We start from the raw sequence: 14,726 nt of genomic DNA on the forward strand, positions 1-14,726 counted from the left end.
CTCCGTCGGCCGGCGCCCTGTGGTGTGGGGGCGCCGGCCGGCGACTGCGAGTCATATGGAGCAGATGGCGATCATCTCTTTCGTACGACGACGAAGTCCGCGAGCGCCGTGAGCTGCGCCCGCACGGTTTCCGGCATGTCGACGCGGTGCAGTGCCTCGACGGCGACCGCGTGCTGGCGACGCGCCTCCTGGGCGGTCCATTCGCGGCCGCCCGCCTCCTCGATGAGTGCCGCGCGGGCGGCGAACTCCTCTTCGGAGAAGCTGTCGAAATCGGTGCTCTTGGCGTCGGCGGCGAGCAGTTCGCCCAGCTGTCGCGAGGCCGGTCCGCCCGCCGCGAGCGCGGCGACGACCGGGAGGGACTTCTTGCGCTGGCGCAGGTCGCTCCACGTCTGCTTGCCGGTGGACTCGGGGTCGCCCCAGATGCCGAGCACGTCGTCGACGGCCTGGAAGGCGAGGCCGAGGTGGTAGCCGTACGCCTCCAGGGTGTCGGCGGTGCGGTCGTCGGCGCCACCGAGGACCGCACCGATGGAGCAGGCACAGGCGAGCAGGGCGCCGGTCTTGTTGCCCTCCATCTCCAGGCACTCCTCGACGGTGACCCGTTCGCGGTGCTCGTAGGAGATGTCCTGGGCCTGTCCGTCGATGAGCTTGCGGGTGGCGACGGTCAGCCGGCGGGTCGCGCGGCCCGCCTCGGGGGTGCCGAGCTCCAGCAGGACCTCGTTGGCGAGCGCGAACAGCGCGTCGCCGACCAGGATCGCCTGGGCGGGGCCGTGCACCTTCCAGACCGTGTCGCGGTGGCGGCGCTGTTCGTCGCCGTCCATCAGGTCGTCGTGCAGCAACGAGAAGTTGTGCACGAGTTCGACGGCCACGGCGCCGGGGACGCCGGCCTCGGGTGCGGCGCCCGCCGCCTCCGAGGACAGCAGGGCGAGCGCCGGGCGGACGGCCTTGCCGCCGTCGCCGGCGGAGGGCTGTCCCTGGGCGTCGATCCAGCCGAAGTGGTAGGCGGCGACGGTGTCCATGGGCGGTGCGAGCCGGTCCACAGCGGCCCGGAGCACCGGCGTGGAAAGGGCCCGTCCGCGCTCCAGAAGCGCGGTGACGTCCGTGGTGTCGGCCACGGTGTCGAAAGCCGGATTCGCCGGGGTCACTGACTCTCCTCTTGTTCCGGTGGTACTGCTCATGCCGCCTCCTGCAGCGGATGTTCATGGGAGCGGCCCAGCGCCCTCAGCGCGACGTCCGCGGCGCTCGATCCGCTGCGGACGGCGCCCTCCATCGTCGCGGGCCAGCCGGTGGCCGTCCACGCGCCCGCCAGGCCGAGGCCGGGGAGGCGGGTGCGGGCACCGGGCCGCAGTCGGCCGACGCCGGGTGCGGGGGCGAAGGTCGCCGCGCGTTCCCGGGTGACGAAGAAGTCCCTGATCCCTGCGGTGCGGGCGGCCGGGAGGAGGCGCTCCAGCTCGGGCAGGTAGCGCCCGCGCAGTTCGGCCACGGGGAGGTCGATCTCCTCGTCCGCCGCGGACTGGGACACCGCGAGGTACTGCCCGGGGCCGGTGAGGCCGGATGCCTCCGTACGGTCGAAGACCCACTGCACCGGGGAGCCGAGCGCGGTGAAGAACGGGCGGCGCAGCACCTTGCGGTCGTAGACCACGTGCACGTTCAGGATCGGTGAGGTGCCGATGTCGAGCAGCCGGTCCGGTGCGTCGATCGCTCCGGCGGGCAGCAGACCGTGGGTCTCGCGCTGCGGGACGGCGAGGACGACGGCGTCCGCGTCGATCCGTTCGCCGTCGGTGCCGACGCTCCAGCCGCCCTGCTCCGTACGAGTGAGGGAGGTCGCCTTGGTGCGCAGTTCGACGCGGACTCCGACGGCGTCGAGTGCCGCGCGGGCGAGGGTGTCGTGGATCTCGCCGAGGGGTACGCCCGCCCAGCCGATGTCGGCGGCTCCGGGCTCCGAGAGGAGGCCGGTCTTGAAGACCTTCGCGGCCAGGGCCAGGGAGGAGTTCGGGGCGGTGGCGTTGAGCGTGGCGACGCCGACCAGGTCCCACAGCGCCTCGACGGTGCGCGGCGACTGACCGTGCCGGGCCAGCCAGCTGCCGAAGTCGACGGTGTCGAGGGCGGGGTCCTCCGGGTCCAGGCGGCCCAGCGCGAGCGCGGCGCGTCCGACGCTCGCGCGTTCGGCGAGCGAGAGGTGGGGATAGCCGGCGAGTCCGGCCGCGAGGTGGAACGGCACCGGCAGGTCGTTGCGGCGCAGTCGTCCCAGCCTGGGCCCCGAGGGTCGGCCGACGTCGAGAACGGGCACGTCCAAACGGTTCTGCAGGGGCGCGAGGCTCGTGCCGCCGACGCGGTCGAGGAACCAGCGGTAGGCGGTGCAGCAGCGCAGGTAGACATGGTGTCCGTTGTCGACGGTCAGTTCGCCGCGCCGGAAGGAGAAGGCGAGTCCGCCGAGCCGGGGCCGCCCTTCGAGCACGGTCACCTCGAGCCCGGCATCGGCCAGTCGCAGAGCGGCGGTGATGCCGGCGAGTCCGCCGCCGATCACCACCGCGCGGGAGGAACGCAGGGCGTCGTCCGTCATGCGTCCTCCTTTCGTCGGGTCGCTTCAGTCAGGGACGCGTCGGTACGGCCGAGGGTTGAGCACGGAAGCCTGCCCGTGATGCACATGGTGCGCGAGATGTCCGTGCTTCGCATCAGACACGCCTCCTGACCGTCCGTCGGGACACGTGTCGCGTGTCGAGTCCGGAGAGCCCGCGCACCGCGACGTACGCCTTCTCGTGGCCGGGCAGCGACACCCGGCCGCGCAGCACCGCCACGGGGTCGCGCTCGATGCGGTCGAGCAGCCGCCGGTAGATGCCTGCCATGGCCGCGACACAGGCTCCGCTGCGCCGGTCCAGCATCGGCAGCAGCCGGTATCCCTCGGCGAACAGCGTGCGGGCCCGGCGGACCTCGAAGTGCACCAGCCCCGCGAAGTCGGCGCCGGACGGCGGGGTGGCCGCGTGGAAGCCGGCCGAGCAGCCGAACTTGGCGAGGTCGTCGGCGGGCAGGTAGGTGCGTCCGTTGCCGGCGTCCTCGCGGACGTCGCGCAGGATGTTCGTCAGTTGGAGCGCGAGCCCGAGCGTGTCGGCGTACTCGGCGGCCCGGTCGGCGCCGGGGGCGCCCCGCTGGGTGCCGAAGATGCCCAGGCTGATGCGGCCGATGGCGCCCGCCACACAGCGGCAGTACACCTTGAGGTCGTCCCAGGTCTCGTACGTCGCGCCGCGCACGTCCATCAGCACGCCGTCGATGAGTTCGTCGAGCCCGCCGAGCGGGAGCGGGAACCTCCGTGCGGCGTCGGCGAGCGCGACGGCCACCGGGTCGGTGTCGTCCTCGTCGACCGCGCCACCGCGGATCCGGTCGAGCACCTCGCGGGTGTTCTCCAGGCGTGCCCGCTTCGTCTCCGGCGCGAGGTCGCCGTCACCGATGTCGTCGACCCGCCGGGAGAAGGCGTACAGCGCCGACATGGCCTGTCGCTTCTCGGCCGGCAGCAGTCTGATGCCGTACGCGAAGTTGCGCGCCTGCTGTCCGGTGACCGCCTCGCAGTATCCGTATGCGGCCTGTACCGGTGCCGACATGGGCGTCGTCTGTGCCTCCACGGTCCGGCTCACCCCTCTCCACGCGCTCTTCTCAAGACAACTCCCACTTCGCGCAGCAGGCTGGGCTTGGTGGGCTTGGGGGGTCCGGGCAGGACGTCGAACCCGGCGGCCGCGATCGCGGAGAGGGCGGCGCGCCCCCCTCCCACGAATCCGGCGAGAAGCAGCCTGAGCCTGCCGTGGACGCTACCCACCAGGGGGGTGCCTTCATTCAGCAGTTCCCGGGCGCGTTCCGCCTCGTACGCGACCAGCGAACGCACCGACGCGCCCGCCGAGGGGGCGGCGAGGTCGGATTCACGGACGTGGAACCGGGCCATGTCGTCGGCGGGCAGGTAGATCCGGTCGCGCCCGAGGTCCTCGGCGACGTCCTGGAGGTGCTCGACGATCTGCAGGGCCGTGCAGACGGCGTCGGAGCGGCGGATCCGTTCGGGGCTGGCGGTGCCGGTGATCTGCAGGACGAGCCGGCCCACGGGGTTGGCGGAGAGCTCGCAGTAGGCCGCGAGCTCCTCGTACGTCCCGTAGCGGCGGACCTTCTGGTCCTGGCGGTTCGCCTCGATGAGGCCGAGGAAGGGTTCGGGGGTGAGCGCGCGGCGCCGCACGGTGGGGCGCAGCGCGCTCAGCAGGGGGTGGTGCGGGCCGTCGCCGGTGGTGGCGAAGACCCGGCGCAGGTCGGCCTCGAAGGCATCGAGCAGGGCGAGCCGGTCGTCGGCCTGCTCGGGGGCGAGGCCGAGATGGCGGGCGTCCGCGCCGCCGGGTGCGAGGTCTCCGTCGCCGATGTCGTCGACGAGCCGGGCGTAGCCATAGACGGCCATCAGGTCGTCCCGCCAGGCTCGCGGCAGGAAGAAGGGGGCCACGGGGAAGTTCTCGTCGGCGGCCTTGTCGAGAGTGGTGGGCACGGCCGCCGCCGGGCGGGCCTGCCGGGTGGGGGTCACCACGGACCGCCCTGTGCCGGGAGGGGCGCTGGGACGGCGCGGACACCTCGGAGCTGGAGATCTTCCGTCATTGCCGTCACATCTCCCGTTCTACACTGCTGACCCAAAACATCCCATTCCGGACACGCCGCCCGCTCTGCCGAGTGCGGAGCACGCCTGCGGCCCGTACGGCCAGGCGGTATCGCCCCACTTGCTACGAATCAGCACCGGTACAGCTTACGTTGTACGAGCCCGTCGGCACGGACGGGGTGTCGTGCACCGGCGCACACCACATCCCGCTCCGCCAACCTTCCCCGCGCTCAAGGATTTTGACGTCATCCGACGGGAGGAGATCTTGTCCAGCACCTACCGCCGGGCGTGCAGGACGCCCCGGCGGGTCCACGGTCCGGACACCGAATCGGCCTTCGCCGGAGCGCTCCGGCGAAGGCCGATTCGGTATGCCGCGGGAACGGGCTACTTGCCGGTCTCGCGCTCGTACGCCTTGAGGACCTCGTCGGTCGGACCGTCCATCAGCAACTCGCCCTTCTCCAGCCACAGCACCCGGTCGCAGGTGTCCCGGATGGACTTGTTGCTGTGGCTGACCAGGAAGACCGTGCCCGCCTCCTTGCGGAGTTCCCTGATGCGCTTCTCGGAGCGGATCTGGAACTTGCGGTCGCCGGTCGCCAGCGCCTCGTCGATCATGAGGACGTCGTGGTTCTTGGCGGCGGCGATGGAGAAGCGCAGCCGGGCGGCCATGCCGGAGGAGTACGTCCGCATCGGCAGCGTGATGAAGTCGCCCTTCTCGTTGATGCCGGAGAAGTCGACGATCTCCTGGTAGCGCTCGCGGATCTCCTCGCGCGACATGCCCATGGCCAGGCCGCCGAGCACCACGTTGCGTTCCCCGGTCAGATCGCTCATCAGCGCCGCGTTCACACCGAGCAGTGACGGCTGGCCGTCCGTGTACACCTTGCCGCTCTCGGTCGGGAGCAGGCCGGCGATGGCCCGCAGCAGGGTGGACTTGCCGGAGCCGTTGGTCCCGATGAGGCCGATCGCCTCGCCCCGGTACGCGGTGAAGGAGACACCGCGCACGGCGTGCACCTTCCGCACCCCGCGCCCCTCGCCCTTGTCGCGGCGCAGTATCCGGCTCAGCGCCGCGGTGGCGCTGCCCCGGCCTCCCCCGCCGCCGTTGACGCGGTACACGATGTGCACGTCGTCGGCGATGACGGTGGGGACGCGCCCGGAAGTGTTGTCCTCAGCCACGGCCGTACCGCTCCTCCGCCTTCCAGAAGTACACGAAGCCCGCGACGCCGACGACGACCGCCCAGGCGAGCGCCACCATCCAGACGTGCGCCGGAAGGTTCTCGGCGCCGTAGCCCTTGATCAGGGCGAAGCGCATCAGGTCCATGTAGATGGCCGCCGGGTTGTACTGGAGCACATCGGCGATCCAGGCCGGCTTGTTCGCGAGCATCACCGGGATGGAGAACATGACGCCCGACGCGTACATCCAGGTCCGCATGATGAACGGCATCAGCTGGGCGAGGTCGGGGGTCTTGCTCCCGAGCCTGGCCATGATCAGCGCCAGTCCGGTGTTGAAGACGAACTGAAGGGCCAGCGCCGGGAGGGCCAGCAGCCAGGACAGGCCCGGGGAGCCGCCGAAGGCGACGGCCACGACTGCCAGCACGATCATCGAGTACAGCAGCTGCTGGAGCTGCTGGAGCGAGAACGAGACCGGGAGCGAGGCCCGGGGGAAGTGCAGGGCCCGGACCAGCCCCAGGTTGCCGGAGATCGCCCGCACACCGGCCATCACCGAATTCTGGGTGAAGGTGAAGACGAAGACGCCGGTCACCAGGAACGGGATGAAGACCTCCTGGGTCATTCCCCTTCTGGTCCCCAGGATCAGCCCGAAGATCAGGTAGTAGACGAGGGCGTTGAGCAGCGGCGTGGCCACCTGCCACAGCTGGCCCAGCTTCGCCTGGCTGTACTGGGCGGTCAGCTTGGCCCGGGAGAACGCCACGATGAAGTGGCGCCGCCCCCAGAGCTGGCGGATGTACTCGATGAGCCCTGGCCGGGCGCCGCTCACCGTCAGGCCGTGCTTGGCGGCCCTCTCGGCCGCGCTCAGGCCGTCGTCGGCGGATGGTGCGGCGCCCAGGGCGACCGCACCATCGTGGGTTGTGTCACTCACCAGAATGAAACTCTCGTATTCAACATGCGCGGCCGGTCGCGGGCGCGGCTCGGAGCGGACAGGTCCCGTGGAGACGGAGGTACAGAGGAGTCGCCCCCCATGCTCTCAGAGAAGGAGACTCTCAGATCACGGGAGGTCGGCCGAGCCTGGTCAGCCGCCATACCGTGCGCCACTTCATCGGACGACGGGTGCCGCACGGAGTGGACCAGCCCTCCTTGAAGCCGCCGAACCACGCCTTCAGGGCCGGGCCGGAGGGCTTGCGCACCAGGGTCAGCAGCAGCCACACGCCGAGGTAGACGGGAACCAGGGGCGCGGGCAGATTGCGGCGCGCCAGCCAGACCCGGTTGCGGGCCACCATCCGGTGGTACACGGCGTGCCGCGAGGGGGCCGTCGTCGGGTGGTCGAGGACCATGTCCGCGCGGTAGTCGATCATCCAGCCGGCGTCCAGCGCCCGCCAGGCGAGGTCGGTCTCCTCGTGCGCGTAGAAGAACTGCCCGGGCAGCGGTCCGACCTCGGCGAAGACCTTGGTGCGCACGGCGTTGGCGCCGCCGAGGAAGGTCGTCACCCGCGAGGAGCGCATCGGGTCGGACGCGCGCAGGCGCGGCACGTGGCGCCGCTGGGTGACGCCGGTGTCCGGGTCGGCGATGCGGAAGCTGATGATCCCCAGCCGGGGGTCGGCCTCGAACGCCTGCCGGCACAGCTCGGCGGTGTCGGTGAGCGGCAGCAGCCCGTCGTCGTCGAGGAAGAGCAGTGCGTCCACATCGGCACCGGACGGGCCGAACGCCTCGATCCCGACGTTCCGACCACCGGGGATGCCCAGGTTCTCGGGCAGCTCAACGGTGCGTACGCCCGCGGGGACGTCGGGCACGGGGGCGCCGTTGCCGACGACCACGATCTCGATCCGGTCGCCCTCCTGCTCGGCGACCGAATCCAGGAGGGCCCGCAGTTCCTCGGGGCGGTTGCCCATCGTGATGATGACCGCGCCGAGTTTCATGGATGTGCTCACTTCAACCTGCTCGACGCGAGGATCGACACGAGATGCAGGAGGGTCTGCAGCAGCGCGATGCCGGCCAGGACCGCGACCAGAAGGCGGCTGACGAACAGGTCGTCCCTGACCGCGTCGAACACCGCCGCCACCAGGACCACCAGGGAGGCTTCCACGCCGAGGATCAGCCGGTGGAACTTGAGCGCGGCGGCGGCCCGGCGGGCGAGCGCCATGCCGGACGAGCGCGGCTCGGAGGCGGCCTCCTTGACCGGCGGCAGTCCGCCCTGGTGGCGCGCGACGCCGACGAGGTCGGTCTCGGCCTTGATCAGGATGGCGCCGAGGGCCGCGAGGGTGCCCAGGAAGGCCCACAGCCAGTCGATCCGTCCGTGGCCCCACGGGTCCGCGGCACGCAGACCGAAGCCGACGAGGACGGCCGCGTCGCAGAGGTAGGCGCCGACCCGGTCCAGGTAGACCCCGCCCAGCGAGAACTGCTTCTTCCAGCGGGCCACCTCGCCGTCGACGCAGTCGAGCAGCAGGTAGAGCTGGACCATCAGCACGCCGAGCAGCGCCCCGGGGATGCCCGGGACGAGCAGGGCGGGCGCGGCCAGCACGCCCGCGACGGTCATCACGTAGGTCAGCTGGTTGGGCGTGACCCGGGTGTTCACCAGGTGCCGGTCCACGCGCAGGGAGATCTCGCGCATGTAGAGCCGACCTGCCCAGTGCTCACCGCTGCGCCGGTCCTTCACGCCCGGGGGGTGCACGACCGGGCGGAGTTCAGCTATCGATGGCTTTTGCATAGTCGGCGTACGCGTCCCTGATCTGGTCGGTGGACAGGTTGAGGTGTTCGAGGATGGTGAAGCGCCCCGGACGGGTCTGCGGGGCGTACTCGACGGCCCGGACGAACTCGTCGGCGGTGAAACCGATCTCCTCGGGCCGCACGGGCAGGCCGTGACGACGCAGGGTGGCCACCATGTGCCGCGACTCCTCGCGCGCGCCGCGCAGGTGCATGGCGAAGCAGGCGCCGATGCCGACCTGCTCCCCATGGCTGGCCGCACGCCTGGGGTACAGCAGGTCGAAGGCGTGGTTGATCTCGTGGCAGGCGCCCGAGGCGGGCCGGGAGTCTCCTGCCACCGACATGGAGATGCCGGTCAGCACGAGGCCCTCGGCCAGCACCTTGAGGAAGCCGTCGTCGCCGATCCCGCCGGGGTGGCGCAGCACGGCCTCGCCGGCCTGCCGGGCCATGGCCGCGGCGAGGCCGTCGATCTCCTCTCCCCGCACGTCGTGGGCGAGCTCCCAGTCGGCCACGCAGGAGATGTTGGAGACCGCGTCGCCGATGCCGGAGCGCACGAAACGGGCCGGTGCCTCACGGACGATGTCGAGGTCGATGACGACGGCGATCGGGGTGGGGACCCCGTAGGAGCCCCGTCCGTTGTCGTTGTCGAGGGTGGCGACCGGCGAGCAGAGCCCGTCGTGGGCGAGGTTCGTGGCCACTGCGACCAGGGGCAGCCCCACGCGCGCCGCGGCGTACTTCGCCACGTCGATGATCTTGCCGCCGCCGAGGCCGACCACGGCGTCGTACCGGTTGCCCTTGATGTCGTCGGCGAGCTTGACCGCCGAGTCGAGGGTGCCGTCGGTGACCGGGTACCAGTGGGCACCGGGCAGTGCGGGCGCCAGCCGCTCGCGCAGCGCGCGCCCCGACCCGTCGCTTATCGCGACGGCGAGCTTGCCTGAGGTGGAGATCCGCTGGTCGGCGAGGAGGCCGGCCAGATCGTCCAGGGCGCCGCAGCTGATGTCGACGACGACCGGGGACGGAATGAGCCGGGTCAGTACTGGCACGCGATCTCACGGCCCTTCGCGAGGTCGTCGTGGTTGTCGATCTCGACCCACGTCACTTCGCCGATGGGGGCCACGTCGACGGTGAAGCCGCGGTTGACGAGTTCCTGGTAGCCGTCCTCGTAGTAGAGGTCCGGGTCGCGCAGATACGTCGCCTTCAGGGCGTCGGCGAGGTCGGCGGCGGCCTCCGGCTCGATGAGGGTGACGCCGATGTACTCGCCGGTCGCGGTGGCCGGGTCCATCAGCTTGGTGATGGAGCGCACACCCCTGCCGTCCTCGGTGACGACCTTCATCTCCTCGTCGGCGAGGCGCTTCACGGTGTCGAGCGCCAGGATGATCCTCTGCCCGTTGCCGCGGGCGGCGAGCAGGGTCTTCTCGACGGAGACCGGGTGGACGGTGTCGCCGTTGGCCAGGATGACGCCGCGGGCGAGGACGTCGCGGGCGCACCACAGGGAGTAGGCGTTGTTCCACTCCTCGGCCTTGTCGTTGTCGATCAGGGTGAGGGCGAGGCCGTACTTCTCCTCGAACTCGGCCTTGCGCGCGTACACGGCCTCCTTGCGGTAGCCGACGACGATGGCCGCCTCGGTGAGACCGATCTCCGCGAAGTTGGCGAGCGTGAGGTCCAGGACCGTCTTCTCGCCGTCCACCGGCACGAGGGCCTTCGGGAGCGTGTCGGTGTAGGGGCGCAGTCGCCGTCCGGCACCGGCTGCCAGTACGAGGCCGATCATGCGGGTTCTCCTTCGTCGTGAACGGCGGGTGCTCCGGAGGACACCCAGAAGCGGATCGACTCCACGAGCACCACCAGCGCCACGGCCGCCGCGCACACGGCGAGTGCCGTGGTGAACGCCGAATGCCGGGTCAGTACGGCGGCGAGTACGGCCACCACCAGGGTGCGGCCCTCGTGCCCGCCGATCGTGCGCACCAGCCACCGGGGCGGCGCGCCAGTGCCTCCGCGAATGCGGTAGACGGTGTCGTAGTGATGGTAGGCGACGGCCGAGACCAGCCCGAACGCCGCCGGAAGGGCCCCGGGGACGTCGCTGCGGGCGGCGAGGATCAGGATCGTGCAGTACTCGGCCGCCCTGAATATCGGGGGTACGAGCCAGTCCAGGGTGCCCTTGAGGGGGCGGGAGACGGCCATGCCGGAGAACATCGCGTACACGACGGCCGCGAGGATGGTGTGCCAGCTCCCGAACGGCTGGGAGAGCGCGGAGGCGATCATGAGCGCTCCGGCGAGCAGGGCCGCGACGGGGGCGTTCCAGCTGCCGCCGAGCCTGGGACCGAACGCCGCGACGGCCTGGGCGAGCGGGCCGGAGTCGGCGAGGTCGGCCAGGGCCCGGGCGGCCCGGTCGGTGCGCCCGGCCCTGCGGGTCAACGAGCGCAGCAGCCGGCCCGCGGTGGTGTAGCAGGCGGCGAAGGCGCAGCCGACGAGCAGGGCGTAGAAGACGATCCGGGGGGTGGTCGCCGCGGTGAGCACCGCGATCATGGCCCAGCGCTCCCCGATCGGCAGCACTATCATCCGGCGCAGCCACACCGTCCAGCCGACGCTGTCGAGCCGGTCGGAGAGGGCGGCCGTGGGGCTTGAATTGCCCACCGCGTCGTGGTTGGCCTCGTTGAACGAGAAGTCGACGACGTGCCGGCAGGTCTGGAGGACCATGGCGCCGAGTGCCAGCGCCCAGACGTCGTCCCCGCCCCGGGCGGCTCCGAGGGCGAGCCCCGCGTAGTACGCGTACTCCTTGGCCCGGTCGAAGGTGGCGTCCAGCCAGGCGCCCAGCGTCGAGTACTGGAGCGAGTAGCGGGCGAGCTGCCCGTCGGTGCAGTCCAGGACGAAGGAGAGGAGCAGCAGCACCCCGGCCGCGACGAAGCCCGCGCGGGTGCCGGTGGCCGCACTGCCGGCCGCGATCAGGGCGGTCAGCAGGGACGCCGTGGTGACCTGGTTGGGGGTGAGCCCGCGCCGCGCGCACCAGCGGGCGATGTAGCGGGAGTAGGGGCTGATGAAGAACGTGGTGAAGAAGCCGTCGCGGGACTTCACGGCGCTGCGCAGCCGCACCGCCTCGTCGTCGACGGCCGCGACGGCGCTCTCGGCCTCGGCGCGCGCTGACGCGTCGGACGGTACGGCGGCGACCAGCGAGCCCAGCTCGGGGCGCTGCACGGGTATGCCCTCGGCGTCCAGGAGGCCGGCGACGCGGCCCGGCAGGGTGTGGTCGGTGACCGTCGTCACGGTCGTGCCGGGGGCCGCGGCGCCGCCGGAGTCGGCGGCGGTCCCCAGGGCCCGGACGAGCACGGGGCGGGCCTCCGGCTGCGCGGTGAGCGCTCCGGGGACCGCGGCCGCGGGGAAGCGCGGGTCGGTCAGTCCGAGCCGGAGGGCGTGGACGTGGCCGACGAGGCGCGGGTCGACCAGAGCGACGCGGCGATCGGCGGGAACGGCCGCGAGGAGCCGTGCGGCCTCGCTCGCGTCGGCGGCGGCCTGTACGTCGAAGCCCAGTGACCGCAGATCGTCCGCGAGCGAGGATCCGGGTACCGGAGCACCGGTGAGGATGGCGGTCGACAGACGAACTCACTCCTTGGTGCTGACGGGGTCGGCGCGCTGCGACGCGGCCCGGAAGCGGGCCGACGGCACGTCGGCAGAGGCTATCGGATGAACGGAAGCGGGAGTTCACCGCCCGTTCGTGCTCCGTTCGGGGCGGACCGGCATCATCCGGCACTGCCCGCGATCATCATCGTCGATCCCCGCCTCGACTGACAAAACGCGGTGGCACGGATCCGGGCCTTCCCGCCCGGATCGGGCGGGAACGCTCCCACCGGGGACGAAGCAGCCCGGCCACGACGTCCCGGGCCTCGCCCGCCGCGGTGTACGCGGGACCGCCCGGCCGCTCCGGGGACGGCAGCCGCCGCCGGGGCACACCCCAGTGCTGTGGCCGGAAAGGTTCACCGGCTCGCGGCGTCCGGCACGGCACCTCGCCGCGTTGTCTCATCACCCGAGTACGTCCAGTACGCGGGCAATCCTCCGCCTTGCGATGCACCGCACCGGACGCCGCGAGCTTCCCGGCAAACCCTTCCGGCCACAGCACTAGGCTGGTCCGTATGACTTGGCTGATCACAGGCGGGGCGGGGTACATCGGCGCACATGTGGTGCGGTCCATGGCGGGAGCCGGTGAGCGGGTCGTCGTCCTCGACGACCTGTCGACCGGCGTCGCCCGACGGCTCCCGGCCGCTGTGCCGCTGGTCGAGGGCTCGGTGGCCGACCGTGCGCTGCTCGACGAGGTGCTGGAGCGGCACGCGGTGACGGGTGTGGTGCATCTCGCGGGGAAGAAGCAGGTCGGGGAGTCCGTCGAGCGGCCGCTGCTGTACTACCGGGAGAACCTGGCCGGGCTGACCACGCTGCTGGAGGCGGTCGTCGCGGCCGGGGTGCGGAGCTTCCTGTTCTCCTCCTCCGCCTCCGTCTACGGCGTGCCGGATGTGGAACTGATCACCGAGGAGACACCCTGCGCCCCGATCAGCCCGTACGGCGAGACGAAGCTCGCCGGGGAGTGGCTGGTCCGCGCGACCGGGCGGGCGCACGGGCTGTCCACCGCCTGTCTGCGCTACTTCAACGTGGCCGGGGCGGCGACGCCGGAACTGGCGGACACGGGCGCCTACAACGTGATCCCGATGTTCTTCGAACGGCTGACCCGGGGCGAGGCCCCCCGGATCTTCGGTGACGACTACGCCACCCCCGACGGCACCGGCGTCCGCGACTACATCCACGTCGCCGACCTCGCCGAGGCGCATCTGGCCGTCGCCCGGAGCCTGGCCGCACGGGCCGGAGGCGACGCCGGTGACCTGACCGTGAACATCGGCCGCGGCGAGGGGGTGTCGGTGCGGGAGATCGCCGATCTCGTGAGCGAGGTCACCGGGCGGCACACGCCGGCCGTGGTGGAGGCGCGCCGCCCCGGCGACGGCGCGAAGGCCGTCGCGTCCGCCGCCCGGATGTCCGGGGACCTCGGGTGGACGGCCCGGCACGACGTGCGCGAAATGATCGAATCCGCCTGGGCCGGCTGGTGCCTCCAGCATCCCGAGGCGCGCGCGAACTGACCTTCCGGTGATCACTCCGCTGCCCTGACCTGCAAGCATTTCCGCAGGTCAGGGCACATGACAACGGTGTTCAGTGCCGTGTTGCCCGATACCCCCCACCCGTAGTTCACTGACAGTGCTCGGGCCGACCGCGCCCGAGTCCACGAGACGATCGGGAGGCGTCCCCATGGGGGCAGGGCACGATCACGGACACACTCACGGCGGGCCGCCGCCCACCGGCACGGCCGCCGCCGCGTACCGGGGGAGGCTGCGGATCGCGCTGGGCATCACGCTCACGGTGATGACCGTGGAGATCGTCGGGGGGCTGCTCGCCGACTCGCTCGCCCTGATCGCCGACGCGGCCCATATGGCGACCGACGCCCTGGGACTGGGCATGGCCCTGCTGGCGATCCACTTCGCCAACCGGCCCGCCGGGCTCAACCGCACCTTCGGCTTCGCCCGCGCCGAGATCCTGGCGGCCCTGGCCAACTGTCTGCTACTGCTCGGGGTGGGCGGTTTCCTGCTCTTCGAGGCGATCCAGCGCTTCATCACCCCCGCCGAGACCAGGGGCGGGCTGACGATCGTCTTCGCGCTGATCGGCATGGCCGCCAACATCGTCTCCCTCTCGCTGCTGCTGCGCGGGCAGAAGGAGAGCCTCAATGTGCGCGGCGCGTATCTGGAGGTGCTCGCGGACACGCTCGGCTCGGTCGCCGTACTGATCTCGGCGGGTGTCATCCTGGCCACCGGCTGGCAGGCCGCCGACCCGGTCGCCTCGCTGGTGATCGGCCTGATGATCGTCCCGCGTACCGTGAAACTCCTCCGGGAGACGCTCAACGTGCTGCTGGAGGCGGCTCCGAAGGGCGTGGACATGGGTGAGGTACGGGCCCACATCACGGCGCTGCCCGGCGTCCTGGACGTCCATGACCTGCACGCCTGGACGATCACCTCGGGGATGCCGGTACTCTCGGCCCATGTGGTGGTGAGCCAGGACGTGCTGGACTCGGTCGGCCACGAGAAGCTCCTCCACGAGCTCCAGGGATGCCTCGGTGACCACTTCGACGTCGAGCACTGCACGTTCCAGCTGGAACCGAGCGGCCACGCCGAACACGAGGCGGGACTGTGTCACTGAGGAACGGACGGCCGACAGCCGACCG

The 14,726-nt window shown here is 71.5% G+C and carries 13 protein-coding genes; 2 read left to right on the plus strand and 11 right to left on the minus strand.

The annotated features are described in order from the left end of the window. Window positions 1-71 precede the first annotated feature (71 nt). The 11 genes from AMK22_RS01700 to AMK22_RS01750 all read right to left on the minus strand — a co-directional run bounded on the left by AMK22_RS01700 (window position 72) and on the right by AMK22_RS01750 (window position 11,920). The gene (locus tag AMK22_RS01700) at window positions 72-1,175 is read right to left on the minus strand and encodes a polyprenyl synthetase family protein (RefSeq protein ID WP_073781364.1); all 1,104 of its coding nucleotides are present in this window, start codon (window positions 1,173-1,175) and stop codon (window positions 72-74) included. Further along, entirely contained in the window at window positions 1,172-2,560 is a 1,389-nt protein-coding gene (hpnE, locus tag AMK22_RS01705) for a hydroxysqualene dehydroxylase HpnE (RefSeq protein WP_073781365.1), read from the minus strand. The genes AMK22_RS01700 and hpnE overlap by 4 nt, the downstream gene beginning before the upstream one ends. A gap of 112 nt (window positions 2,561-2,672) precedes the next feature. Beyond that, entirely contained in the window at window positions 2,673-3,626 is a 954-nt protein-coding gene (gene hpnD / locus AMK22_RS01710) for a presqualene diphosphate synthase HpnD (RefSeq protein WP_199883093.1), read from the minus strand. Then, on the minus strand, window positions 3,623-4,543 hold the full coding sequence (gene hpnC, locus AMK22_RS01715) for a squalene synthase HpnC (protein WP_073781366.1): 921 nt from the start codon (window positions 4,541-4,543) through the stop codon (window positions 3,623-3,625). Before hpnC ends, hpnD begins: the two co-directional genes overlap by 4 nt. A 453-nt stretch (window positions 4,544-4,996) precedes the next feature. Further along, window positions 4,997-5,782 (minus strand): ABC transporter ATP-binding protein, encoded by a 786-nt coding sequence (locus AMK22_RS01720; protein WP_073781367.1) that lies wholly within the window; start codon window positions 5,780-5,782, stop codon window positions 4,997-4,999. After that, complete coding sequence (locus AMK22_RS01725; protein WP_073781368.1) at window positions 5,775-6,704, minus strand: ABC transporter permease; 930 nt, start codon at window positions 6,702-6,704, stop codon at window positions 5,775-5,777. Before AMK22_RS01725 ends, AMK22_RS01720 begins: the two co-directional genes overlap by 8 nt. Before the next feature lie 121 nt (window positions 6,705-6,825). Further along, window positions 6,826-7,698: a glycosyltransferase family 2 protein gene (locus AMK22_RS01730; protein WP_073781369.1), complete on the minus strand. Its 873-nt coding sequence runs from the start codon at window positions 7,696-7,698 to the stop codon at window positions 6,826-6,828. An 8-nt stretch (window positions 7,699-7,706) separates the two neighbouring features. Then, window positions 7,707-8,486: a CDP-alcohol phosphatidyltransferase family protein gene (locus AMK22_RS01735; RefSeq protein WP_073781370.1), complete on the minus strand. Its 780-nt coding sequence runs from the start codon at window positions 8,484-8,486 to the stop codon at window positions 7,707-7,709. Beyond that, the gene (locus AMK22_RS01740; protein ID WP_073781371.1) at window positions 8,464-9,525 is read right to left on the minus strand and encodes an iron-containing alcohol dehydrogenase family protein; all 1,062 of its coding nucleotides are present in this window, start codon (window positions 9,523-9,525) and stop codon (window positions 8,464-8,466) included. Before AMK22_RS01740 ends, AMK22_RS01735 begins: the two co-directional genes overlap by 23 nt. Beyond that, window positions 9,513-10,250: a phosphocholine cytidylyltransferase family protein gene (locus AMK22_RS01745; protein WP_073781372.1), complete on the minus strand. Its 738-nt coding sequence runs from the start codon at window positions 10,248-10,250 to the stop codon at window positions 9,513-9,515. Before AMK22_RS01745 ends, AMK22_RS01740 begins: the two co-directional genes overlap by 13 nt. Then, on the minus strand, window positions 10,247-11,920 hold the full coding sequence (locus AMK22_RS01750) for a DUF5941 domain-containing protein (RefSeq protein ID WP_242433809.1): 1,674 nt from the start codon (window positions 11,918-11,920) through the stop codon (window positions 10,247-10,249). Before AMK22_RS01750 ends, AMK22_RS01745 begins: the two co-directional genes overlap by 4 nt. Before the next feature lie 683 nt (window positions 11,921-12,603). On the opposite strand from AMK22_RS01750, the gene galE reads away from it, so the two are divergent. Then, complete coding sequence (gene galE, locus AMK22_RS01755) at window positions 12,604-13,593, plus strand: UDP-glucose 4-epimerase GalE (RefSeq protein WP_073781374.1); 990 nt, start codon at window positions 12,604-12,606, stop codon at window positions 13,591-13,593. A gap of 166 nt (window positions 13,594-13,759) precedes the next feature. Beyond that, window positions 13,760-14,701: a cation diffusion facilitator family transporter gene (locus tag AMK22_RS01760; RefSeq protein ID WP_073781375.1), complete on the plus strand. Its 942-nt coding sequence runs from the start codon at window positions 13,760-13,762 to the stop codon at window positions 14,699-14,701. Window positions 14,702-14,726 lie beyond the last annotated feature (25 nt).

This window comes from Streptomyces sp. CB01580 (assembly GCF_001905795.1).
Taxonomy (GTDB): Bacteria; Actinomycetota; Actinomycetes; order Streptomycetales; family Streptomycetaceae; genus Streptomyces.

Coding starts and splice junctions, on each gene's coding strand:
- AMK22_RS01735 (WP_073781370.1), bottom strand. CDS start 8,486: ATGCAAAAGCCATCGATAGCTGAACTCCGCCCGGTCGTGCACCCCCCG.
- AMK22_RS01745 (WP_073781372.1), bottom strand. CDS start 10,250: ATGATCGGCCTCGTACTGGCAGCCGGTGCCGGACGGCGACTGCGCCCC.
- AMK22_RS01760 (WP_073781375.1), top strand. CDS start 13,760: ATGGGGGCAGGGCACGATCACGGACACACTCACGGCGGGCCGCCGCCC.
- AMK22_RS01730 (WP_073781369.1), bottom strand. CDS start 7,698: ATGAAACTCGGCGCGGTCATCATCACGATGGGCAACCGCCCCGAGGAA.
- AMK22_RS01700 (WP_073781364.1), bottom strand. CDS start 1,175: ATGAGCAGTACCACCGGAACAAGAGGAGAGTCAGTGACCCCGGCGAAT.
- galE (WP_073781374.1), top strand. CDS start 12,604: ATGACTTGGCTGATCACAGGCGGGGCGGGGTACATCGGCGCACATGTG.
- hpnE (WP_073781365.1), bottom strand. CDS start 2,560: ATGACGGACGACGCCCTGCGTTCCTCCCGCGCGGTGGTGATCGGCGGC.